Origin of the sequence: Inquilinus ginsengisoli (assembly GCF_031453975.1) — a bacterium.
Taxonomy (GTDB): domain Bacteria; phylum Pseudomonadota; class Alphaproteobacteria; order DSM-16000; family Inquilinaceae; genus Inquilinus; species Inquilinus ginsengisoli_A.
In genome coordinates this window covers 81,032-103,503 of sequence record NZ_JAVDPW010000006.1, presented here as the reverse complement: position 1 = coordinate 103,503, position 22,472 = coordinate 81,032, and the positions used below count along the sequence as shown (strand labels likewise).

Genomic DNA, 22,472 nt, shown 5'->3' with positions numbered 1-22,472 from the left:
CACACGAGGTCTGGATTCATGAACAGCGCCGAACTCGTCGATCACGTCGCCACCACCGGCAATCTCACCAAGGCCCAGGCCAAGCAGGTCATCGACGCCCTGTTTGCGACCATCGTCGCGGACGCCGCCAAGGGTGGCGAGACCTCGATCCCCGGCTTCGGCAAGTTCAAGGTCGCCAGCCGCCCGGCCCGCGAAGGCCGCAACCCGGCCACCGGCGAGACGATCAAGATCGCGGCTTCGAAGAAGCTGGCCTTCACCGCGGCGAAGGCCGTGAAGGACGCCCTCAACGGCTAAGCCTCGACCGGCGCCGGCGACGGGGATCCCAGGCCGGGCGGGCCTTGCGGCCTGCCCGGCCGATCCCTGCCCGCCGCGCCGATCCGGTGCGGCGGCGTTTCCGGTCTAGATCGTCGGAGAACCCGGCCCTGGAAACGTCGCTCTACCTTCCGGTCAAAACCTTCCTCGAAGGCCTCGGCTTCGTGGTCAAGGGCGAGGTCGCGGGCTGCGACCTGGTGGCGATCGACGGCAGCGACCCGCCGGTCGTGGTGATCGGCGAACTCAAGCTCACCTTCAACCTCGAGCTGGTGCTGCAGGGCGTCGACCGCGCCGCCGCCAGCGACGAGGTCTGGCTGGCGGCCCGGATGTCCGGCCGCGGCCGTGGCCGGGAAAGCGATTCGCGCTTCCGCAATCTGTGCCGGCGCCTGGGCTTCGGCATGCTCGGCGTGACTGAGGCCGGCGACGTCCACATCCTGGTCAGCCCCGACGCGGCCGCGCCGCGCAGAAACCCCAAGCGGCGGTCGCGCATCGTCACCGAGCATCAGCGCCGGCGCGGCGACCCGGTTGCGGGCGGCGGGTCGCGCGCGCCGATCATGACCGCCTACCGGCAGCAGGCGCTGTCCTGCGCCGCGGCGCTGCTGCAGGGCCCGCTGCGACCCCGCGACCTCCGGCCGGTTGCGCCCGATGCCGCGAAGATCCTGCTGCACAACGTCTATGGCTGGTTCCTGCGCGAGCAGCGCGGCATCTACGGGCTGACCGATGCCGGGCGGCAGGCCCTCGAGCGCTGGCCGCAGGCATCCGCCCCTCAGGCCTTCACGCCGCCGGCCGACAGGCCGCCCTGCCAGTAGCGCTGCATGATCAGGAACGCGGCGATCACCGGCAGGATGCTGACCAGCGCGCCGGCCATGACGATGGTGAACAGCACCGCGCCGCCGCTGCCCGAGGTGGCGGCGGCATACCATTGCGACAGGCCGACGGTGACCGGGAAGTATTCCGAGGAGTTGAGCATCACCAGCGGCAGGAAGTAGTTGTTCCAGGTCGAGACGAAGGCCAGGATCAGCACCGTCGCGAAGCCCGGCATCAGCAGGCGGAACGCGATCTTCGAGAAGATGTGCAGTTCCCCGGCGCCGTCGATGCGGCCGGCCTCGATCAGCTCGTTCGACACCGCGTCGTCGATGTAGACGCGCATCAGGAAGACGCCGGGCGGGAAGACCAGCGACGGCAGGATGATCGCGAGCGGATTGTTGACCAGCCCGATCTTGGACAGCATCAGGAACAGCGGCACCGCCAGCGCCGTCTGCGGGATCATCACGGCGCCCAGCACCAGCGCGAAGCACAGCTTCTTGCCGATGAACTGGTACTTGGCGAAGGCGTAGCCGGCGCAGGTGGCGAACAGCGCGGCGCCGAGCCCGGAGATCGAGGCGTAGAGGAAGGTGTTGAACAGCCAGCGCGAGAACGCCCCGTCCTGGTAGGTGAACAGGCCGCGCAAATTTTCCCAGAAGTTGAAGTCGTCGCCGAACCACAGGCCGAAGGTGCCGAACAGGTCGGCGTTGGTCTTGGTCGCGGAGACGATGACATAGAGCAGCGGGATGAAGTTGTAGATGAAGTACAGGCCCAGCACGGCCGTCAGCAGCCAGCGCTGGCGCCGGAACGCAGGCGACCGGACCGTCTTCGAGGCGATGGTCATCGGCGGGCCCCGCGGTTGGCGAACAGCATGAAGGCGTAGGACACCACCGCCACCACCCCGCCCAGGACGAAGGAAATCGCCGCGGAGTAGTTGTACTGCTGGTTGGTGAAGGCCAGCGTGTAGGCGTAGTAGTTCGGCGTGTAATGGCTGTTGATCAGGCTGGGCACCAGGTTCCGGATCAGGTACGGCTCGGTGAACAGCTGCAGCGTGCCGATGATCGAGAAGATCACGGTGACGATGATGGTGGGGACGATCAGCGGCAGCTTGATCCGCAGCGAATGCTGCAGGGCCGTGGCCCCGTCGATGGCCGAGGCCTCCTCGAGGTCGCGGGGAATCGCCTGCAGCGCGGCGTAGTAGATGATCATGTTGTAGCCCATGTATTCCCAGACCGCGATGTTGGCGATCGAGGGCAACAGGGTGTCGATGCCGAGGAAGTCGATCTTGCCCAGGCCCAGCGCCTCGGACAGCTGCGTGAACGGCCCGAAGGCCGGCCCGTAGAGGTAGCCCCACAGCAGCGTGGCGATCACCGCCGGCACGGCATAGGGGATGAAGAAGGCGACGCGGAAGAAGTTGCGGGCGAACACCGTGCCGCTGTCGAGGATCAGCGCGAACACCAGCGCCAGGCCGAGCATCACCGGGATCTGCATGAAGCCGAACCGGAACAGCAGCAGCACGCCTTCCCAGAAGTTCTTGTCGTGGATGGCTCTGATGTAGTTGTCGAGCCCGACGAAGCGGGCGCCGCCGACCAGCGTCTCCTTGAACAGGCTCATCTGGAAGGCATAGACCAGCGGGGCGATCAGGAAGCCCGCGAACAGCAGCAGGAAGGGCAGCAGGAACACATAGGGCGCGATCTTGCGGCCGACGAGGACGCGCCGGGGCGCCCGGCTGGCGGTTTCGGTCAATATCATCCCCGTCTTGGCGCTGTCGGCGAAGCCGGCGACGGCGGACGCCCGCACGGGGCGCCCGCCGGCCCGGAGGCGACTAGAGGACGGTGAAGCCCTGGTCGTTGGCATAGGCCACGACGCTGTCCTGCAGCCGGTCGAAGGCGGCCGACAGCGTGCCGTTGCCGGCGATGGCGGAGGCCAGTTCGTCCTGCATCTGCAGGTTCACATAGTCCTGGAACGGCGCGAACTCGAAGCTCGGGTCGACCTGGTTTTCGGCGACGACGAAGATCTCGTTGACCTTCTGGCCGCCGTAGAACTCGTAGGGATGGCCCATCAGCTCCTTGTCGCCGATCAGGTCCTTCAGCACCGGGAACAGGAACTGCTTGGTGTTCCACAGCCGCGAGGCCTCGGGGTCGCTGCCCATGAACTGGGCGAACAGCGCCGCCTCCTTCGGGTGCTGCGACGTGGTGAAGGCGGCGAAGGTCGACCCGCCCCAGTTCGAAGTGATCTTGCCGCCCTTCTCCCATTGCGGCATCGGCGAGGCACGCCACTTGCCGAAGCTCTTCTTCATCGACTGCTGCATCAGCACCGGCGCCCAGGCCGCCGTGACCCAGGAGGCGTAGGTGCCGTTGTCCAGGTTGGCGAACCACTCGGTCGTCCACATCGGCTTGACGTCGACCGCCTTGGCGTCGATCAGCTTCTGCCAGTAATCGGCCCATTTCTTGGCGATGCCGTCATTGATCGCGATCTTGATGCTGGTGCCGTCGAGATGGAACGGCCGCCAGCCGGCCTGCCACAGCACGGCGCAGACCCAGCCGGCGTCCGACGCGCCGAAATCGCAGATGTAGGTGCCCGGCGCCTTGGTGCTGAGCTTGATCGCCTGTTCGGCATAGTCGTCCCAGGTCTCGGGGACGGTCAGGCCGTGCGTCTCGAACACGTCGGCGCGGTACAGCAGCCCCATCGGGCCGCTGTCCCAGGGCACGGCGTAGATCTTGCCGTCGTCGGTGACCGACTTCCAGGTCCAGTCGATGAATTTGGGTCCGACATCGCCGACGCCGTTGGGGGCCAGGTCGGCCAGCACGCCGAGCTGCTTGAAGCTGGCGATGGAGTTGAACTCCATCTGCGCCAAATCCGGCAGGCCGGTGCCGGCCTTGATCGCGTTGCGCAGCTTGACGTAGTGCGGCGGGCCCTGCCCGACATTCTCCAGCTTGACCGTGATGCCGGGGTGCTTCTTCTGGAACAGGTCGATCTGGCTCTGGGTATCGGGGGTCCAGGCCCAGAACAGCAGCTCGACCTTGTCCTGCGCCCGTGCCGCGGCGGGCAGCCCCGCCAGCGCCGGCGCCACCAGCGCGCCCGCGGTTCCCTGCAGGAATCGGCGGCGATCGATCGTCGGGCCCATGGCAGATCCCGGCTTGATCCCGGTCGTATCCGACATTTCGTGTCCTCCCTCGCGCATCCAAGCCTGATCCCGCGAAGCGAGTCGGCTGTTTCTTGCATCAATCAGCACAACGGAAGGCATCGGCCCTGTCAATCCAGGGTTGGCACCGAACGTTGCGTTTGTCCCGTATTCCGGACTCGCGCGGCACAATCCGTATGGTGGGAAGGCTGCAGCCGCGCCTAGTCTTCGCCATCGGGTCCGGCGGCTCTCTCTCAGGAAGGCATGATGGCAAGACAGTGGAATGTCGGCGTTCTCGGCTGCGGCAACATCTTCGACGCCTATGCCCGGCTGTCGGCGGTCTTCGCGCCGGTGAAGCTGGTCGCCTGCGCCGACCTGAACGGTGAGGCCGCGGCGGCCAAGGCGGCGCGCTACGGGCTGGAGGCCCTGGCCCCCGACGCGCTGATCGCGCATCCCGGGATCGATGCGATCATCAACCTGACCAACCCCGCCAGCCATGCCGCCACCACCGCCGCGATCCTGCGGGCCGGCAAGCACGCCTATGGCGAAAAGCCGCTGGCGCTGACGCTGGCGGATGGCGACGCGCTGGTGGCGCTGGCCGACAGCCGCGGCCTGATGCTGGCCTCTGCCCCCGACACCTTCCTGGGCGGCGCCCAGCAGACCGCCCGCCGCCTGATCGACGAAGGCCGGCTGGGCACGGTCAAGAGCGGCAGCGCCCATTTCATGAACCACGGCATGGAGCGCTGGCACCCCAACCCGCACCCCTACTACCAGCGCGGCGCCGGCCCGGTGCTGGATATGGGCCCCTACTACGTCTCCGCCCTGGTCAACCTGCTCGGCCCGGTGCGGCGGGTGGTGGCGCTGGCCACCACCTTCTTCGACGAACGGCTGGTGACGGCCGACGGCCCCAACCGGGGCAGCCGGGTGCCGGTGACCACGCCGACCACCAGCCAGGCGCTGCTGGAGTTCCGCTCCGGCGCGCAGATCCACTTCTCGGTCAGCTATGACAACTGGGGTCACGGCCACCGCAACCCGATCGAACTGCACGGAACTCTGGGGTCGTTGATGGTGCCAGACCCCAACTATTTCGCCGGCGTCGCCGAGCTGCATGGCGATGGCGAGGTGCAGCGCTTCGGCAGCGAGGGGGTCGCCTTCGGCCAGGACAACTGGATCGAGGTCAAGGGCACGCGGATCGGCAACTATCGCGGCGCCGGCGTCGCCGACATGCTCGACGCGGCGGAGCACGGCCGTCCGCCCCGCGCCTCCGGCCGCTTCGCACGCCATGTGCTGGAGGTGCTGCTGGCGATCATCGAATCCGCCGAGGTTGGCCGCTTCGTGGAGATCGCCAGCACCACCGACCGGCCGGCGCCGATGACGGCGGAGGACGCCGCCCGGCTGATCGCCCCGGACGCGCCGCAGACCTTCGCGCCCGACGCCTGACCCAACCCACCAACCGGATCACGCCCGATGTCCCGCTACATCATCTCCTTCCAGCTCTACTCCGCCCGGCACTTCCCGCCGCTGGAGGCCCAGCTCGACTGGCTGGCCCAGTGCGGCTACGACGCGGTGGAGCCCTGGCTGCCCGCCTATGGCGACGACGCCGCCCTGTTCCGCCGCCAGATCGATGCCGCCGGCCTCGCCTGCTCCGGCTTCCACATGCCGCTGGCCGGGCTGGTCAACGAGCCGAAGCGGTTCTTCGACTATGCCCACACCATGGGCACCGACACGCTGATTCCGCCCTATCTGACGCCGGAGGAGCGCAGCATCACCGCCGATGGCTGGCGCCGGGTCGGCGAGCAGCTGGCCAAGGGCGCCGCGGCGGCGAAGGCCGAGGGCCTGAAGGTCGCCTGGCACAATCACGACTTCGAGTACCACAAGCTGCAGGACGGCAACCGGCCGATCGACCTGCTGCTCGGCGCCGCCGGCCCCGACGTGGATTTCGAAATCGACATCGGCTGGGTGACCCGCGGCTGGGCCGACCCGGCGCAGGAGCTGGAGCGCTACGCCGACCGCATCACCGCGATCCAGCTGAAGGACACCGCCCGCCCCGGCACCGCGGCCGACGAGGGCTGGACCGCGACCGGGGACGGCATCATCGACTGGACGGCGCTGGTTCCGCTGTTCGGGGCGACCCGCGCCACCGTGCTGGTCGCCGAGCACGACAACCCGTCCGACTGGAAGGTCTTCGCCTCACGGTCGATCGCGGCGATGCGTGCCCTGGTGGGCGGCTGACGCCGCTCAGGCGTGGATCGAGTCGAGTTCGGGCAGCAGCACGACGCTCTCCTGCTCGTTCGGATCGGTGCGGGCGATCACCGCGACGCAATCCTCGGTGGCGCTCGGGTTGTAGGGCAGGTGCGGCACACCGGCGGGGATGTAGAGGAACTCGCCGGCCCGCACCATCAGCTGCTGCTCCAGCCGCTCGCCGTACCACATGCCGGATTCGCCGCTCAGGACATGGATGGCGGTCTCGTGCCCCTCATGCTTGTGCGCCTTGGCCCGCCCGCCCGGCGGCAGGGTGACCAGCTGTAGGTGGATGCCCCTGGCGCCCACCGTCTCGGCTGAGATTCCCGGCGTGTAGGACAGGGCCTGCTTGCCGGTGAACCGGGCGCCGGCGCGGACCACGCTGCAGGTCGGCGTGATCGGAAATTCCATGGTGTCCGCCATCGCAGATCGCCTCGCTTGAGAAGGAAGCGGCGGCCGCTGGAAGGCCGCCGCTCGACGACCCGTCATGGTCGCCAAGCGCTCTTACGATGCGATTGCAGCGCCACGAAAAGCTGTTACGTGCGTAACATTCGCCGCCATTTCGGTCACGGCAGCTTGGACAAAATCACAATGGCGGCCGGATTCCGGCACCTCATATCAGACTCGTCACGCCATCCGTGACGCCGGCATAACCCCCGAGGCGGGGGACTGAGCGTTGTCTCGCGCCCAAGCCCCAGCACCGCTGGGGCTTGGGCGCGGGACGGCCAGGCCCACAAAACTCCATCACCCAGGATTTTGCGTTCGACCGGCCTTGCGACGCATGTCGCTTGCAAGGACTCCCCACGCCGTCCTGGCGGCGGTGCCGCCAGGAATCGACCGAAGAGGATTCCCGATCTTGGGCATCGTCCGTTTCGCCCTGCGCTACCCCTACACCTTCTATGTGGTGGCGCTGCTGGCCCTGCTCCTCGGCATCAGCGGCATCGCGGTGACTCCGCGCGACGTGCTGCCGTCGATCAACGTCCCGGTGGTGACGGTGATCTGGCAGCTGACCGGGCTGACGCCCCAGGAGATGGAGCAGCGGGTCACCACCTACAGCGAGTTCTACATCAGCGCCAATGTCGGTGATATCCGCAACATCGAGAGCCAGACGCTGGAAGGGCTGGCGGTCGAGAAGATCTACTTCCAGCCGAATGTGAACATCGACCTGGCGATCAGCCAGATCGTCTCCGCCTCCAACTCCGCCCGTTCCCTGATGCCGGCCGGCATCCAGCCGCCGATCGTGGTGCAGTTCAACGCCACCAGCGTGCCGGTGCTGCAGCTCAGCCTGAGTTCGGACACGCTGAACGAGCAGCAGCTCTACGATTACGGCCTGTACCAGATGCGCCAGGCCCTGGCGCCGATCCCCGGCATCACCCTGCCGACGCCCTCGGGCGGCCGCTACCGCGAGATCATGGTCGACCTCGACCCGGACAAGCTGCGCGCCTACGGCATCACCCCGACCCAGGTGGTCGACGCGGTCAACGCCCAGTCGCTGACCCTGCCCTCGGGCGACGCCAAGATCGGCACCCAGCAGTTCATCGTCCACCTCAACGCCACGGCGCCGACGGTCGACGCCATCGGGGACGTGCCGGTGCGGCAGGACGGCGCCACCACCGTGTTCCTGCGCGATGTCGCCCATGTCCACAATGGCTGGCAGGTGCAGTCGAACATCGTCCGCTCCAACGACCAGCGGTCGGTGCTGCTGACCATCATCAAGAACGGCGACGCCTCGACCCTGGATGTCGTCAACCGGGTCAAGGCCGCGCTGCCGGCGATCCAGGCCGCGGCGCCGCCGGGGCTGAAGATCGGCCTGCTGTTCGACCAGTCGACCTTCGTGCAGAACTCGATCGACAGCGTGCTGCGGGAAGGCGCCATCGCCGCCGGCCTGACCGCCCTGATGATCCTGGTCTTCCTGGGGTCCTGGCGGGCGACCATCGTGGTCATGGTGTCGATCCCGTTGTCGATCCTGACCTCGATCGCGGTGCTGTCGGCGCTGGGCGAAACCCTGAACATCATGACGCTGGGCGGCATGGCGCTGGCCGTCGGCATCCTGGTCGACGACAGCACCGTCACCATCGAAAACACCTACCGCATGCTCGAGGAGCGAAGGCCGTTCGACGACGCGGTGCTGGAGGGTGCGGCCGGCATCGCCCTGCCGACGCTGATCTCCACCGCCGCGATCTGCTGCGTCTTCGTCGCCGTGTTCTTCATGCAGGGCGCCATCCGCTACATCTTCACGCCGCTGGCCATGGCGGTCGTGTTCGCCATGATCGCGTCCTATTGCTTCTCGCGGACGCTGACGCCGATCATCATCCGGCTGCTGCTGCGCGGCGAACACAGCCGGCGCGAGGCCGGGAAGACGACGGCGCTGAGCCGCGCCCATGCGGTGTTCGACCGCGGCTTCAACCGCTTCCGCGACTTCTACGGCTGGATGCTGGCCGGCATCATCCGCCGCCGCGCCACCACGCTGGGCGTCGCCCTGGCGGTGTTCGCCGGCGCGGGGGTGCTGTTCACGCTGCTGGGGCACGACTTCTTCCCGCCCGTCGATTCCGGGATGATCCAGCTGCATGTCCGGCTGCCGCCGCGCACCCGCATCGAGACCGGTGCCGAGGATTTCAGCCGGATCGAAGCCGCCATCCGCCAGGTGATCCCGCAGCAGGATCTCGGCCTGGTGCTCGACAACATCGGCCTGCCCCAGCGCTCCTACAACCTCGCCTTCACCGACGGGACCACGACCGGCCCGAATGACGGCGTGATCCAGATCCAGCTCAATCCCGGCCACAAGCCGACCGAGGACTATGTCCGCGACCTCAGGCGCGAACTGCCGGTCCAGTTCCCCGACACCCTGTTCTACGTCCAGCCCTCCGACATCGTGACCCAGGTGCTGAACTTCGGGGTGCCCAGCCAGGTCGACGTCCAGGTCACCGGCCGCGACCGCGCCGGTAACCAGAAGATGGCGCAGACCCTGCGCGACAAGCTGGCCCTGATCCCCGGCCTGGTCGACGTGCATCTGCAGCAGGAGGTGAACGCGCCGGAGCTGGCCTACACGGTCGACCGCACCCGGGCGCAGGAACTGGGGCTGAACATGACCGACGTCGCCAACGACGTGAACATCAGCCTGAGCTCCTCGACCCAGGTCGAGCCGAACTTCTGGACCGACCCGGTCAACGGCATCGCCTACTACCTCGCAGTGCAGACACCGGAGTACAAGGTCGCCAGCCTGAACGACCTCAACAACACCCCGATCGGCTCAACCACCACCGAAGCCGGCGTGGTGCCGAACCTGCTGGGCAACATCGCCGCGCCGCAGCGCGTGCCGGTGCAGTCGGTCTACAACCAGAGCAACATCCAGTCGGTCTACGACGTCTATGCCAGCGTCGACGCCAGCGACCTCGGCAGCGTCGCCACCCAGGTCCAGTCGATCGTCAACGACGCGCAGAAGACGCTGCAGCCCGGCAACACCATCGCGATCCGGGGCCAGGTCAGCAGCATGGAGTCGGCGTTCCAGGACCTCGGCATCGGCCTCGCCTTCGCCGCCATCTTCGTCTACCTGCTGATGGTGGTGAACTACCAGAGCTTCCGCGATCCCCTGGCGGTGCTGCTGGCGCTGCCCGGCGCGATGAGCGGCATCGTCTTCTCGCTGTTCGTCACCGGAACCAGCCTGAGCGTGCCGTCGCTGATGGGTGCCATCATGGCGGTGGGCGTGGCATCGGCGAATTCGATCCTGCTGGTGACCTTCGCGCGGGAACAGAGCCGCGCCGGCCATTCCCCGTTCGAGGCCGCCCTGTCGGCCGGCGTCACCCGGCTGCGGCCGGTGCTGATGACGGCCTGCGCCATGATGGTCGGCATGCTGCCGATGGCGATCGGCGGCCCGGGCGAGGAGCAGAACGCCGCCCTGGCGCGCGCCGTGATCGGCGGCGTCGGCGCCGGCACCCTGACCACCCTGCTGTTCGTGCCGTTCCTCTACGCCGTGATCGCCGGCCTGGGATCGCGCCGCCAAGCCCCCCTGCCCCACCCTTCGCCCGCGGAGTGATGACCATGGACCAGCATGTCCCCGTGACCGATGGGACCACCGAAGCCGTCGCCGATACCGGGACGACCCCGCGGCGGCGCTGGATCGCACGCGGCCTGGGCGCGACCGCCCTCGTCGCCGTCGGCGCCGCAGTCGGGTTCGGGCTGTGGAACCGCAGCGCCCTCGATGCCCAGGCGACCACGGCCCGCAACGAGACGCGAGACGCCCGGCCGCTGGTGCGGACCGTGGTCGTGACCGCGGTGCAGGGCCCGAAGGTCGACGAGCTGCCGGGCACCACCAGCCCCTTCGCCAGCGCCACCGTCTTCGCCCGCGCCACCGGCTATGTCGCCACCCGCAACGTCGACATCGGCAGCCACGTCAAGGCGGGCGACGTGCTGGCGGTGATCGCGGCGCCGGACCTGGACCAGCAGCTGGCCCAGGCCCAGGCGCAGCTGGCGCAGTCGACGGCGACGCTGGCGCAGGACCGGGCCAACCAGAGGCTGGCCGACGTGACCAACCAGCGCACCACCAAGCTGGTGGCGCAGGGCTGGGCCACCAAGGAGCAGGGCGACACCGACAGTTCGAACCAGCAGGCCACCACCGCCGCCGTCGCCGCGGCCCAGGCCAGCATCACGGCGCAGCAGGCCGACGTGTCGCGGCTGGAGCAGCTGACCGGGTTCGAGAAGGTGGTGGCGCCATTCGACGGCGTCGTCTCCAGCCGCAACTTCGACGTCGGCACCCTGACCACGGCGGACAGTTCGACCGGCACCTCGCTGCTGTCGATCGTCCAGACCAACACGCTGCGGATCCAGATCTTCGTGCCGCAGGAGGACTATTTCGCCTTGAAGGACGGCGAGGACGCCGCGGTGACGGTGCCGCAGCTGCCGGGCCGGGTGTTCCACGGCCGTGTCGCCCGCACCGCCGGGGCGCTGCAGCCGGGCACCCGCACCCTGCTGGCCGAGGTCGATGTCGACAACGCCGACGGCGCCCTGACCGCCGGGCTGTACTGCATCGTCAAGCTGGACATTCCCCGCGCCAGCCCGGTGATCGTGCTGCCGTCGCAGGCGGTGATCTTCGACGAGCACGGGCTGTCGGCCGCCGTCGACCATGACGGCACGGTCCAGCTGCGCCATCTCGACGTCCTGGCCGACAATGGCAGCTCGCTCGACATCCGGGCCGGCCTGAACGAGGGCGATCAGGTCATCCTCAACCCGCCGGTCAATGTGGTGGACGGCATGCGGGTGCAGGCCCAGGCGCAGCCGGCCGCCGGCACCGCGAAGACCAGCTGAGGCAGCGCTTGGCGGACGGCCGGACCGGCCGTCCGCAGCCCTCGCCTATCGCAGCGCCTGCCAGACCTTGGCCGGGGTCAGCGGCATCTGGATCAGGCTGGCCTGGTCGACCCGGCCGGCGCGGGCCAGGGCGTCGGCCACGGCGTTGACCACCGCCGGGGTGGCGCCGATGGTGCCGAGCTCGCCGACGCCTTTGACCCCGAGCGGGTTGTTCAGGCAGGGCGTCGACTGGTCGAGCACATGCACGAAGTCGCGGATGATGTCCGCCCGCGGCATGGTGTAGTCCATCAGGCTGGCGGTCATCGCCTGGCCCGATTCCTCGTCATAGACCATGTGCTCGCCCAGCGCCTGGCCGATGCCCTGGACCGCGCCGCCGTCGAGCTGGCCGCGCACGATCATCGGGTTGACCACGCGCCCGACATCGTTGGCCGAGGCGTAGGAGACGATGTCGACGACGCCGGTCTCGGGATCGATCTCGACCTCGCAGATGTGGCAGCCATTCGGCCAGCTGGGGCCGTTCACCTTGCTGGTGGCGTCGATGAAGATGCGGCGGTCGGGCTGGCGGTCGGCCAGCTCGAACAGGCCGATGGCGCGGTCGGTGCCGGCGATGCGGAACACGCCTTCGGCATATTCGATGTCGGCCGACGCGGCTTCCAGCGCGTCGCCCGCCAACTCGCGCCCGGTCTTCACCGCCGTCTCCGAGGCATGCTGGATGGCCGAGCCCGCGGTGAACAGCGACCGTGACCCGGCGCTGCCGAAGCCCGAGCCGCGGTCGGTGTCGCCCATGACGATGCGGATCCGGTCGAGCGGCACGCCGAAGACGTCGACCACCAGCTGGGCGTAGGAGGTCGCGATCCCCTGCCCCATCGGCATGGTCGCGGCATAGACCTCGATGTCGCCGTCGCCGGAGACCTGGACCGTCACCCGCTCCTCGAACACGTTGCCGCCGGTCCATTCCAGGAACGAGGCCAGGCCGCGGCCGCGCAGCTTGCCGCGGGCCCGGGACTCCGCCTCGCGCGCGGCGAAGCCGTCCCAGTCGGCCAGGGCCACCGCTTGGTCGACGATCGAGCCGAACTTGCCGCTGTCATAGGTCTGCCCCATCGCGTTGGTGTAGGGCATCTGGTCCGGGTGGATCAGGTTGCGCCGCCGGATCTCGACCGGGTCGAGGCCCAGCTGGCGCGCCGCGGCGTCGAACAGCCGCTCGATCAGGTAGATCGCCTCCGGCCGCCCGGCGCCGCGATAGGCGGCGGTCGGGGCGGTGTTGGTCAGGATGGCGGTGAATTCGAGGTCAATGGTGCGGATGTCGTAGATGCTGGTCGACACCCAGGGCCCGATCATCAGCTGGATGATGATGCCCGCGGTGCCGGCATAGGCCCCGACATTGCACAGCGACCTGACCCGGTAGCCCACCACCTTGCCGTTCTGGTCCAGCGCCAGCTCGGCCCGGCTCTCGACGTCGCGGCCATGGGTCGCCGCCAGGAACTCCTCGATCCGCTCGGCGGTCCACCGCACCGGCCGCTGCAGCTGGCGGGCGGCATAGGCCACCATGATGTCCTCGGGATAGAGGCCGGTCTTCATGCCGAATCCGCCGCCGACATCGTCGACCACGACGCGCACCTTCTCCCGGGGGATGCCGAGCACGGCGTCGCACAGCGTGTCGCGCGCGCCGGACGGCATCTGGCTGGACAGGCGCAGCGTCAGCCGGTCGGCCTCCGGATCGTAGCTGGCGATCGAGCTGCGCGGCTCCATCGGCGTCGGCGCCAGCCGCTGGTTGACGATGTCCAGCGACACCACATGCGCCGCGGCGGCGAACGCCGCGTCGGTCGCCGCGGCATCGCCGTGCCGCATCTGGGCGGCGACATTGCCGGTCGCCGCGGGCCAGACCTGGGGCGCGTCGGCGGCGGTCGCCGGCGTCAGACCGGTCACCGCCGGCAGCGCCTCGTACTCGACCTCGATCGCCTCGAGCGCGTCCTTCATCTGGCCGCGCGTCTCGGCCACCAGCGCGACCACCGCCTCGCCGACGAAGCGGACGACCCCATCCGCCAGCGCCGGGCGCAGCGGAGTCGCCCCGGGCGACCCGTCCGGGCGCTTGAAGATCGGCGCCAGCGGCAGCGGCTTGACCCCGGCCGCGACCAGGTCGGCCCCGGTGACCACCGCGATCACCCCAGGCATCGCCAGCGCCGCGGCAGCGTCGATCGAGACGATGCGCGCATGCGGGTGCGGCGAGCGCAGGAAGCCGAGATGGGTCTGCCCGGGCAGCGCGATGTCGTCGCTGAAGCGGCCGGCGCCGGCCAGCAGGCCCGCATCCTCGATCCGCCGCACTTCGCGGCCGCTGCCGAAACGTCCGATCGTCGATTCGCCTGTCATCACGTCTCTCTCGGCCGCGGGGCCGTGCTGGCTGGATGCCTGTGGGGGCGTCTGGTGGCCTTATATGGCCATTGGCCGAGACGGGACCTGGGCCTTCGGCGGCACCAATGCGGCAGCGCCCCTGCACGAGGCCCGCAATCGTCTCGGCAGTCGGGTGAATTGCGGACAGCGCAACGTTCCACGACCCCGCCCGTCAGGCAAGGCAGACATTGTCGCGGCCCGGCGAAGCGGCGGTGCGACCTTCCGGCGGGCCCGGCCGTGATGCGCCGGGCCCGACAGCGGACAGTGGCGTCAGCGGATCGGGATGGCGTATTGCAGGCCGCCCTGGGTCCACAGCGCGTTCTCGCCGCGCGGCAGGCCCAGCGGGGTCTTCTGGCCCAGGTTGCGCTCGAAGATCTCGCCGTAATTGCCGACCTGCTTGATCGCGTCATGCGCCCAGGTCTCGGGCAGGCCCAGCGCCTCGCCCATGCCCGGGGTCTTGCCCAGCAGGCGCTGGATCGTCGGGTCCGGCGTGTCGGCGAAGCTGTCGATGTTGGCGCTGGTGATGCCGCTCTCTTCCGCCTGGACCAGGGCGTTGAACACCCAGCGGGTGACGTTGGCCCATTGCGCGTCGCCCTGGCGGACGGCGATCGACAGCGGCTCCTTCGAGATGATCTCGGGCAGGATGACGTAGTCGTCCGGCTTCGGCGCCTTGGCGGCGCGGGTGCCGGCCAGGCCCGAGGCGTCGCTGGTGTAGGCGTCGCAGCGGCCGGCGAAGAACGCCGCCTCGGCATCCTCCAGCTTCTCGATCAGCACCGGCTTGAAGTCGATCTTGTTGGCCCGCGCCCAGTCGGTCAGGTTCAGCTCGCTGGTGCTGCCCGGCAGGATGCAGATGGTGGCGCCGTTGAGGTCCTTGGCGCTGGTGATGCCGAGCGCCTTGGGCACCAGGAAGCCCTGGCCGTCGTAGAAATAGGTGGCGGTGAAGTCGAGGCCCAGCTTGGTGCTGCGGGTCAGCGTCCAGGTCGCGGCGCGGATCAGCACGTCGATCTGGCCGGACTGCAGGGCGGTGAAGCGGGTTTCCGAGGTCAGCGGCGTGAACTTGACCTTGTCGGCGTCGCCGAACACCGCGGCGGCGATGGCGCGGCAGGTGTCGACGTCGAAGCCGGTCCATTTCGCCTGGCTGTCCGGCAGCGCGAAGCCGGCCAGGCCGGTGTTCACGCCGCACTGGACGAAGCCGCGCTGCTTGATGGCGTCCAGGGTGGCGCCGGCATGGGCCGAGGCGGCGAAGCCCGCCGCGGCGACGGCGGCGACAGCCGCCGCGAACAGAGTACGGAACTGCATGAAGCCTCGCATTTTCGGGATGCCGGCCGCCCCGTCCGCGGGCGCCGCCGGAACGGTCCGACTTGCGTCCTCCGCCCCCGCGCTGTCAAGCAGGCGCGGCGGCATGCCCGATTTTCCGCCCCGGCACCCGGTGGAGGTGGAATCTGTCGCAAAAGCTCCGCCGTACCGTCACGGATAGGCCGGCCAAGCCGCCTCAGGCCAGAGGCGTCCGCGGGTGGGTCTTCAGCCACTCCTCATATTCCGGCCGCGCGGCATCTGACAGCGGGTAGTAGCGGCGGAGGTCGCCGCCCTGAGACAGGCGCTCGCGCGAGAACTCCTCCCACTCATGGTGCTTGGCCGACTGCTCGATCACGGCCGGCGCCAGGGCGACCGGCACCACCACGGCGCCGTCGTCATCGGCCACGATGATGTCGCCCGGCATCACCAGCACGCCGCCGCAGGCGATCGGGATGTTGACGCCGAACGGCATCAGGTCGGTCTGGGTGTGGAAGTTCGGCGTCACCCCGCGCAGCCAGAAGCCGAGGTCGATGCGGCCGGTGTTGGGATAGTCGCGGATGCAGCCGTCGATCACCACGCCGAGGCCGCCGCGGCCCTTGAAGTAGGTCAGCATCATGTCGCCGAACACGCCGCTCTTCATGTCGCCGCGTGCGTCGACCACCACGATGTCGCCTTCCTGGACGTGGTACAGCACATGGCGGTGCAGCTGCTTCTCCGGCTGGGCGTATTCGTCCTCGCCATAGAGGTCCTCACGCTTCGGCATGAACTGCAGCGTCAGCGCCGGGCCGGCGATCGCCTTGCCCTTGGTCCAGGCGGTGGGGCCGCAGATATGGGTGTTGCGGATGCCCATGCGGGCCAGGGTGCTGCTGGCCGTGGCGGCACCGACCGCCCGCAGCGCCGCCGACCACTCGGCCGGCGGCCGCTTGATGTCACTGGTCTCGATCATCTCTGTCCCCGATTGATCATCATTGTATCGGCTTCTGCTTCCCCTCACCTGTCATTGCCCGGCTTGACCGGGCAATCCAGGGCCACCCAGAGCCGCTCTGGCCGCCCCTGGATGCCACGGTCGAGCCGTGGCATGACAAGAAAGCGGGACTGCAGCGTGCCTTAGGGCTCGTCGCCGAAATATTTGGTGCCCGGCTGCAGATGCGCCCGCGCGACATCCTCGTTCAGGGTCAGGCCGTGGCCCGGCCGGTCGTTGAGGTGGATGAAGCCGCCGACGATCGGCGGGCCGCCATCGACCAGGTCGCTCCACCACTCGACGTCATGGGCGTGGAATTCCATCACCAGGAAGTTGTTCATCGCCGCGCAGACATGGGCGCCGGCCACGGTGCCGATCGGGCTGGCGACGTTGTGCGGCGCGATCGGGATGTAATAGAGGTCGGCGTGGTCGGCGACCTTCTTGGCCTCGGCCAGCCCGCCCATCTTCGGGATGTCCGGCGCGATGATCCGCGCCGCCTGCTTCTCGATCAGCTCGCGGTAGCCATGCTTGCGGTACAGGTTCTCGCCGGTGCAGATCGGGGTGCGGGTCGAATGGGTGACGTGGCGCTGCGCCTCGATGTTCTCCGGCGGCACCGGGTCCTCCAGCCACAGCAGGTCGAACGGCTCCAGCGCCTGGGCCAGCTTGATGGCGTCGTTGACCCCGAATTTCCAATGCGCGTCCATCGCCACCATGATCTCGGGGCCGACCGCCTGGCGCACGGCGCGGACGACATCGACCATCCAGGTCATCTCCTGCGACCCGATGGTGCGGTTGAACGGCTCGAACCACTGGCGGCGCGGGTTGGGGTCGTCGGAGATGTCGATGGTGTAGGGGTTGCGGGTGTCGAGGTCGAACTTGATGGCGCTGAACCCGTCCGCCACCACCTCGCGCGCCTTGGCGGCATAGTCCGACGGTTCCGGCGTGTCGCCGGCGTGGCAGTCGGCATAGATCCGGATCTTGTCGCGGAACCGGCCGCCGAAGAAGGTCGAGATCGGGGTCTGCAGCGCCTTGCCCAGCAGGTCCCACAGCGCGATCTCGATGCCGCTGATCGCGGTCACGGTGGCGCCCGCCTGCGATCCCTCGCCGGAGAGGCAGCGGATCATGATCTCGACCAGCTTGCCGATGTTGACCGGGTCCTCGCCGATGATCACCGGCTTGGCCTTGTGCACCAGCTCGGCCACGCCGGCGCCCCAATAGGCCTCGCCCAGGCCGGTGATGCCGGCATCGGTCTCCACCCTCACCAGCACCCAGGGAAAATTCCCCGCGATGACGGCGGTCCGCACATTGGTGATCTTCAAGGATCCGTCCTTCCCTTCGAGAGCCGGCCCCTGTTCCGGGGCCGATGATGGGGGGCTGTCGTCAGGCGTCCGCGAGCGCCATGCCCGTCTTGCCGTCGAACAGGTGCAGCTTGTGCTGGTCGAATTCGAGCCACACCGGCTGGTCGAGCCCCAGCTTGACGTCCGGCGTGACGCTGACGACCACGGTTGCCGAGCCGAGATCGACATGGGCGTAGGTGATGTCGCCGGTCGGCTCCACCGTGTAGACCCGGCCGGGCACCGTTCCCGGCGCCGCCTCGCGGTGCAGCCTGATGGTGCTGTGGCGGGCGCCGAGCACGATCTCGCCGCCGGTCGCGGCTTGCGCCTTCCGGGCATTGGCGTCGGACAGCGGGCAGGTCCAGCCGTCGGGGCCCTCGATCGCGGCGCCGGTGCCGTCGCCCACCACCCGGCCGGGCACCAGACTCATGGCCGGACTGCCGACGAAGCTGGCGACGAAGGTGTTGACCGGGTGCTCGAACACCCGCTCCGGCGTGTCGTATTGCTGCAGCAGGCCGCCGCTCATCACCGCCATCTTGTCGGCCATGGTCACGGCCTCCATCTGGTCGTGGGTGACGTAGATGACGGTCGCGTTGAGGTCCTGGTGGAAGCGCTTCAGCTCGGCCCGCATCTGGGTGCGCAGCTTGGCGTCGAGGTTCGACAGCGGCTCGTCCATCAGGAAGACGCGGGGGTCGCGCACCAGGGCCCGGCCCAGCGCCACCCGCTGCTGCTGGCCGCCGGACAGCTCGCGCGGCCGCCGCTCCAGCAGGTGCTCGATGTCCAAGAGCTTGGCCGCGGCCCGCACCTTCTTCTCGATCTCGGCGCCCGGCAGCTTCCGCATCTTCAGCGGGAAGGCGAGGTTCTTGAAGATCGTCTTGTTGGGGTACAGCGCGTAGTTCTGGAACACCATGGCGATGTCCCGGTCCTTGGGGTCGAGGTCGTTGACCTGGCGGTCGCCGATGAAGATCTCGCCGTCGGACAGCTCGATCAGCCCCGCCACCAGGTTCAGCGTCGTGGTCTTGCCGCAACCGGACGGGCCGACCAGGGCCACGAACTCACCATCCTCGACGGTCAGCGACACGTGGTCGACGGCATAGATGTCGCCGTAGTTCTTGACCACGTCCCGCAAGACAACCTGCGCCATCGACTCCCCTTCTCGTCAGGACTTGACCGCGCCTTCCGTCAGCGCGCGGACGAAGTATTTCTGCAGGACCAGGAACAGCACGACCACCGGCACGCTCATGATGAACGATGCCGCCATCAGCCCCGGCCAGTTGGTCGCGTATTCCGTGAAGAAGCGTTCCAGCCCGACCGGCAGCGTCAGCTTGCTCTTGTCGTTGATGAAGGTCAGGGCATAGACGTATTCGTTCCACGCCAGGACGAAGGAATAGATCGCGGTGGCGATGATGCCCGGCGAGGACAGCGGCATGACTACGAAGAAGAAGGCCTGGAACCGCGTGGCCCCGTCGATCCGCGCCGCCTGCTCCAGCTGCACCGGGATGTTGTCGTAGAAGCCCTTGAGCAGCCAGATCGACAGCGGCAGGCCGAAGGTCAGGTAGGTCAGGATCAGCGACCCCGCCGTGTTCACCAGCCCCATCCACTTCATCATGATGAACAGCGGCATCAGGAAGACCACGGCCGGGAACATGTTGCGCACCAGCACGGCGTAGAACAGCAGCTTGCGGCCGGGGAAGCGGAAGCGGGAGAAGGCATAGGCCGCCGGCACCGCGATGGCGACGCCGAGGATGGTGGTCGCCAGCGAGACCATGACGCTGTTCAGCAGGTAGTGCAGGAACTCCTGCCCGACCTCGTTGCCGGGCGACAGCAGCCGCTCGTACTGCTCGAACGTCACGTTCGACGGGATCCATTCCGGCGGATACTGCAGGGCGCCGAACTGGGTCTTCACCGAGGTCAGCAGCATCCACACCATCGGCAGCATCGCGAAGATGCCGAGCAGGATGAGATAGACGACGCGGACCTTGCCCCAGGGGCCGTCCGGCCGGCGCCGACGGCGCGGCGGGCGGCGCGGCTCCACGGTGACGGCGCTCATTCCGGCCGCCTCCCCTCGCCCCGGGTCAGCGCCCGGACGTAGAAGTAGCCGAGCGCCATCATCACCCCGAACAGGATCACCGAATAGGCCGAGGCGATGCCGAAGCGGATGCGGCCGAAGGCCAGCTGGTAGATCTGGGTGATCCAGATGTCGGTCGACCCCGCCGGGCCGCCGCCGGTCATGATCCAGGGGATGGTGAAGCCGTTGAGGTTGGTCACCACCAGCAGCAGCACGGTCACCAGCGTCACGCCTTTGAGATGGGGCACGGTGATGTGCCAGAAACGCTGCCAGGCGCCGGCGCCGTCGACCCTGGCGGCCCGGTGCAGCTCGTCCGGCACGGTCTGCAGCCCGGCCAGCAGCATGATCATGGCGAAGGGGAACTCCTTCCAGACATTGACCACGATCAGCGACGCCAGCGCGCTGTCGACATTGTCGAGGAAGTTGATCGGCTTGTCGGTGATGCCCAGCGCCACCGAGATCGCCCCGATCACCCCGAAATCGCTGTGGTAGAGCCAGCGCCAGACATAGGACGCGGCCACCGCGCTGATGACGTAGGGGATCAGCAGCATGCCGCGCAGCAGCCCGCGGCCGATGAAGGAGCGGTTGAGCGCCAGGGCGGCGCCCAACCCCAGCAAGAAGGCGAAGAAGGTCGAGAACACCGTCCAGACCAGGGTGTTGATCGTGACCTCGCGGAAGCTGGCGCTGGTCAGGATGCGTTCGTAGTTGTCGAGGCCGACATAGACCTTCTCGGACATTGCCAGGCTGGGCGGCGTGTTGAAGAAGGACAGGTAGACCGTGTCGTAGATCGGGTAGCCGATGACCAGCAGCATCACCGCGAAGGCCGGCGCGATGTAGAGGTAGTCCGCCCGATGGCGGACGATCCGCCGGAGCAGGCCGGCACGCTTGCGCGGCACCGCCCGCGCCTTGGGCGCACCGTCCTGCGCAGCAGCAATGGTCAAACCCGAACCTCCTTTTGGTGAGAAAGGGGCCCCGGCCGGCGGCGCGTGCCGGCCGGGGCGTTTCGCGGGCGAAGGCCTAGAGGCCGGAGAGCAGGTCCTTGACCTTGTTGGCGGCGTCGTCGGCCGCGTCGGACACGGTCATCTTCCCGGTCAGGGCGTTCTGCATCATGTCCGGCACGATGATGTTCATGATCTCGGCCGATTCCGGGATCACCGGGAACGGGATGCCGCTGGGCAGCATCGAGGTGGTGACGTTGAGGAACTTGATCTCCGCCAGCCGCTGCTTCATCCACTTGGTGCGGAAGCCGCGGGTGTTGCCGGGGTTGGACCCGACCCAGGCCACCTTGGTCGACCATTCCGGCCCGGTGGCGAAGGCGACGAAGGCCCGGGCGGCGTCCATGTCCAGCCCGCCATCGACCACGTCGGGCTTGAAGATGTGGGCGTTGGAGCCGCCGAACACCACGGCGCGCCGCGCCGGCCCCTTGGGGATCAGCCCGTAGCGCATGTTCTCGACCACCGCGTCGGCGACCTTCCGGTCGTCGCCGGTCGCCTTCTTCGCCCGATCCAGCATCGTCGCGTATTCGATCGGATGGCTGATCATCATCGCCAGCTGGCCGGAGATGAAGGGGTCCTGGTTCTCGGTCTGGGTGTTGGTCAGGGCCGAGGTCGGCACCGACTTGTCCCGGACATACATGTCGTAGGACGCCTGCAGCGCCGCCTTGGTGCCGGCGTTGTTGATGTAGACGTCCTTGTAGCCGGGGTTCGCCTCCGCCTCGTCCAGCGCGCCGCCGCCATAGGCCCAGCATTGCGGCATGAAGCGGAACGGCGTGTTGCCGGCATTGGTGCGGGCCACCAGCCCGTAGCCGTTCTTGCCGGTCTTGTCCTTGATCTGCTTGGAATAGACGACGAGGTCGTCCCAGGTCGCCGGCGGCGTCTCGGGGTCGAGGCCGGCCGCCTTGAAGATCGCGGCGTTCCAGATCAGCGCCATGGTCTCGTTGTTGGTCGGCACCCCGTAGGTCTTGCCCTGCCAGGTGACCGACTTCATCGCCCCGGGCCAGAATTCGGCGGTGTGGTGGCCGACCGTCTCCGGCGCCAGTTCGCTCAGCTGCCCCTTGGCGGCGAATTCGACGCCCCACAGGATCGGCAGCTTCGCCGCCATCGGCGCGGCGTTGCCGAGGGCCGCGGCGCGCAGCTTGTTCAGCATCTGGTTGTAGTCGAGATTCTGCTTCTCGACCGTGATGTTCGGGTAGGTCTTGGCGAAGGCGTCCCAGAACTGGGCGTCGATCTCGTGGTCGATCCGCGGCGACGCCTCGTTCGGCCCGACCCACCAGTAGGTCAGGCGGCCCTTGTAGTCGAGCGGCACCACCTTGGCGCATTCCGCCGCGGTGTCGACCTCGAGGGTGCCGGCGATGCTGTTGATGTACTCCGGCGTCCAGTTCGAGGTGTCGATGCCGGTGTCCTGGGCCCAGGCGCCGAGCGGGCCGCCGAGCCCCGCGGCCAGCGCCGAGGCACCGGCGGTGTAGCCGAGGAAGCGGCGGCGGTCGATCGGATGGGAAAAGAGGTCGCCAGCATGAAACTTGGTCATGGTCGGTCCTCCCAAATGGCCTCGCTTTTCGCTGCGAGTTTCAGCTCAGCCTAGGCACCGTCGGCGAACTGCGTCAAGTTGTCTCCGCAACGGATTGCGGTCTTTGTTATGTTGTTA

General features: G+C 68.3%; 18 protein-coding genes. 6 read left to right on the top strand and 12 right to left on the bottom strand.

Annotated elements, in window-relative coordinates; all coding sequences use genetic code 11:
* The first annotated feature begins 18 nt into the window (after positions 1 to 18).
* The gene (locus tag E9232_RS17560; protein ID WP_309795899.1) at positions 19 to 294 is read left to right on the top strand and encodes an HU family DNA-binding protein; all 276 of its coding nucleotides are present in this window, start codon (positions 19 to 21) and stop codon (positions 292 to 294) included.
* Between the two features lie 86 nt (positions 295 to 380).
* A complete protein-coding gene (locus E9232_RS17555) occupies positions 381 to 1,121 on the top strand; it encodes a DUF2161 domain-containing phosphodiesterase (RefSeq protein WP_309795897.1) in 741 nt (246 codons plus the stop codon).
* Here E9232_RS17555 and E9232_RS17550 read toward each other — a convergent pair.
* The 3 genes from E9232_RS17550 to E9232_RS17540 are packed head-to-tail and all read right to left on the bottom strand — an operon-like array spanning position 1,079 to position 4,279.
* On the bottom strand, positions 1,079 to 1,960 hold the full coding sequence (locus E9232_RS17550) for a carbohydrate ABC transporter permease (protein ID WP_309795895.1): 882 nt from the start codon (positions 1,958 to 1,960) through the stop codon (positions 1,079 to 1,081). The genes E9232_RS17555 and E9232_RS17550 overlap by 43 nt on opposite strands.
* Positions 1,957 to 2,916 (bottom strand): carbohydrate ABC transporter permease, encoded by a 960-nt coding sequence (locus tag E9232_RS17545; RefSeq protein WP_309795893.1) that lies wholly within the window; start codon positions 2,914 to 2,916, stop codon positions 1,957 to 1,959. Before E9232_RS17545 ends, E9232_RS17550 begins: the two co-directional genes overlap by 4 nt.
* 25 nt (positions 2,917 to 2,941) lie before the next feature.
* A complete protein-coding gene (locus E9232_RS17540; RefSeq protein WP_309795891.1) occupies positions 2,942 to 4,279 on the bottom strand; it encodes an ABC transporter substrate-binding protein in 1,338 nt (445 codons plus the stop codon).
* 228 nt (positions 4,280 to 4,507) lie between these two features.
* Here E9232_RS17540 and E9232_RS17535 point away from each other — a divergent pair, with 228 nt between their 5' ends.
* Together E9232_RS17535 and E9232_RS17530 are read left to right on the top strand one after the other, a co-directional pair.
* Positions 4,508 to 5,680 carry a Gfo/Idh/MocA family protein gene (locus E9232_RS17535; protein WP_309795889.1) on the top strand — a complete coding sequence of 391 codons (1,173 nt, stop codon included), beginning with the start codon at positions 4,508 to 4,510 and terminating at the stop codon, positions 5,678 to 5,680.
* A gap of 27 nt (positions 5,681 to 5,707) precedes the next feature.
* The gene (locus E9232_RS17530) at positions 5,708 to 6,472 is read left to right on the top strand and encodes a sugar phosphate isomerase/epimerase family protein (protein WP_309795887.1); all 765 of its coding nucleotides are present in this window, start codon (positions 5,708 to 5,710) and stop codon (positions 6,470 to 6,472) included.
* 6 nt (positions 6,473 to 6,478) lie between these two features.
* On the opposite strand, the gene E9232_RS17525 is transcribed toward E9232_RS17530, so the two are convergent.
* Complete coding sequence (locus E9232_RS17525) at positions 6,479 to 6,892, bottom strand: cupin domain-containing protein (protein WP_309795886.1); 414 nt, start codon at positions 6,890 to 6,892, stop codon at positions 6,479 to 6,481.
* A gap of 445 nt (positions 6,893 to 7,337) precedes the next feature.
* On the opposite strand from E9232_RS17525, the gene E9232_RS17520 reads away from it, so the two are divergent.
* Both E9232_RS17520 and E9232_RS17515 read left to right on the top strand, forming a co-directional pair.
* Positions 7,338 to 10,514 (top strand): efflux RND transporter permease subunit, encoded by a 3,177-nt coding sequence (locus tag E9232_RS17520; protein ID WP_309795884.1) that lies wholly within the window; start codon positions 7,338 to 7,340, stop codon positions 10,512 to 10,514.
* Between the two features lie 5 nt (positions 10,515 to 10,519).
* Entirely contained in the window at positions 10,520 to 11,782 is a 1,263-nt protein-coding gene (locus tag E9232_RS17515) for an efflux RND transporter periplasmic adaptor subunit (protein WP_309795882.1), read from the top strand.
* A gap of 45 nt (positions 11,783 to 11,827) precedes the next feature.
* On the opposite strand, the gene E9232_RS17510 is transcribed toward E9232_RS17515, so the two are convergent.
* The 8 genes from E9232_RS17510 to E9232_RS17475 form a co-directional block, all read right to left on the bottom strand.
* Positions 11,828 to 14,149, bottom strand: coding sequence for a xanthine dehydrogenase family protein molybdopterin-binding subunit (locus E9232_RS17510; protein ID WP_309795880.1), 2,322 nt, complete (start codon positions 14,147 to 14,149; stop codon positions 11,828 to 11,830).
* A 291-nt stretch (positions 14,150 to 14,440) separates the two neighbouring features.
* Positions 14,441 to 15,469 carry an amino acid ABC transporter substrate-binding protein gene (locus E9232_RS17505; protein ID WP_309795878.1) on the bottom strand — a complete coding sequence of 343 codons (1,029 nt, stop codon included), beginning with the start codon at positions 15,467 to 15,469 and terminating at the stop codon, positions 14,441 to 14,443.
* Between the two features lie 193 nt (positions 15,470 to 15,662).
* A complete protein-coding gene (locus E9232_RS17500) occupies positions 15,663 to 16,412 on the bottom strand; it encodes a ribonuclease activity regulator RraA (RefSeq protein WP_309795876.1) in 750 nt (249 codons plus the stop codon).
* Between the two features lie 161 nt (positions 16,413 to 16,573).
* On the bottom strand, positions 16,574 to 17,746 hold the full coding sequence (locus E9232_RS17495) for a mandelate racemase/muconate lactonizing enzyme family protein (RefSeq protein WP_309795874.1): 1,173 nt from the start codon (positions 17,744 to 17,746) through the stop codon (positions 16,574 to 16,576).
* Between the two features lie 61 nt (positions 17,747 to 17,807).
* On the bottom strand, positions 17,808 to 18,905 hold the full coding sequence (locus tag E9232_RS17490) for an ABC transporter ATP-binding protein (RefSeq protein ID WP_309795872.1): 1,098 nt from the start codon (positions 18,903 to 18,905) through the stop codon (positions 17,808 to 17,810).
* A gap of 15 nt (positions 18,906 to 18,920) precedes the next feature.
* Positions 18,921 to 19,811, bottom strand: a complete 891-nt coding sequence (locus E9232_RS17485; protein WP_309795870.1) for a carbohydrate ABC transporter permease — start codon at positions 19,809 to 19,811, stop codon at positions 18,921 to 18,923.
* Entirely contained in the window at positions 19,808 to 20,770 is a 963-nt protein-coding gene (locus tag E9232_RS17480; protein WP_309795868.1) for a carbohydrate ABC transporter permease, read from the bottom strand. Before E9232_RS17480 ends, E9232_RS17485 begins: the two co-directional genes overlap by 4 nt.
* A gap of 76 nt (positions 20,771 to 20,846) precedes the next feature.
* Entirely contained in the window at positions 20,847 to 22,355 is a 1,509-nt protein-coding gene (locus E9232_RS17475; protein ID WP_309795866.1) for an ABC transporter substrate-binding protein, read from the bottom strand.
* Positions 22,356 to 22,472 lie beyond the last annotated feature (117 nt).

Bases quoted from the DNA above. Each gene is read 5' to 3' on its own strand.
- E9232_RS17550 (WP_309795895.1), bottom strand. From the start codon at position 1,960: ATGACCATCGCCTCGAAGACGGTCCGGTCGCCTGCGTTCCGGCGCCAG.
- E9232_RS17485 (WP_309795870.1), bottom strand. From the start codon at position 19,811: ATGAGCGCCGTCACCGTGGAGCCGCGCCGCCCGCCGCGCCGTCGGCGC.
- E9232_RS17475 (WP_309795866.1), bottom strand. From the start codon at position 22,355: ATGACCAAGTTTCATGCTGGCGACCTCTTTTCCCATCCGATCGACCGC.
- E9232_RS17530 (WP_309795887.1), top strand. From the start codon at position 5,708: ATGTCCCGCTACATCATCTCCTTCCAGCTCTACTCCGCCCGGCACTTC.
- E9232_RS17535 (WP_309795889.1), top strand. From the start codon at position 4,508: ATGGCAAGACAGTGGAATGTCGGCGTTCTCGGCTGCGGCAACATCTTC.
- E9232_RS17515 (WP_309795882.1), top strand. From the start codon at position 10,520: ATGGACCAGCATGTCCCCGTGACCGATGGGACCACCGAAGCCGTCGCC.
- E9232_RS17505 (WP_309795878.1), bottom strand. From the start codon at position 15,469: ATGCAGTTCCGTACTCTGTTCGCGGCGGCTGTCGCCGCCGTCGCCGCG.
- E9232_RS17525 (WP_309795886.1), bottom strand. From the start codon at position 6,892: ATGGAATTTCCGATCACGCCGACCTGCAGCGTGGTCCGCGCCGGCGCC.
- E9232_RS17490 (WP_309795872.1), bottom strand. From the start codon at position 18,905: ATGGCGCAGGTTGTCTTGCGGGACGTGGTCAAGAACTACGGCGACATC.
- E9232_RS17540 (WP_309795891.1), bottom strand. From the start codon at position 4,279: ATGTCGGATACGACCGGGATCAAGCCGGGATCTGCCATGGGCCCGACG.
- E9232_RS17510 (WP_309795880.1), bottom strand. From the start codon at position 14,149: ATGACAGGCGAATCGACGATCGGACGTTTCGGCAGCGGCCGCGAAGTG.
- E9232_RS17560 (WP_309795899.1), top strand. From the start codon at position 19: ATGAACAGCGCCGAACTCGTCGATCACGTCGCCACCACCGGCAATCTC.
- E9232_RS17500 (WP_309795876.1), bottom strand. From the start codon at position 16,412: ATGATCGAGACCAGTGACATCAAGCGGCCGCCGGCCGAGTGGTCGGCG.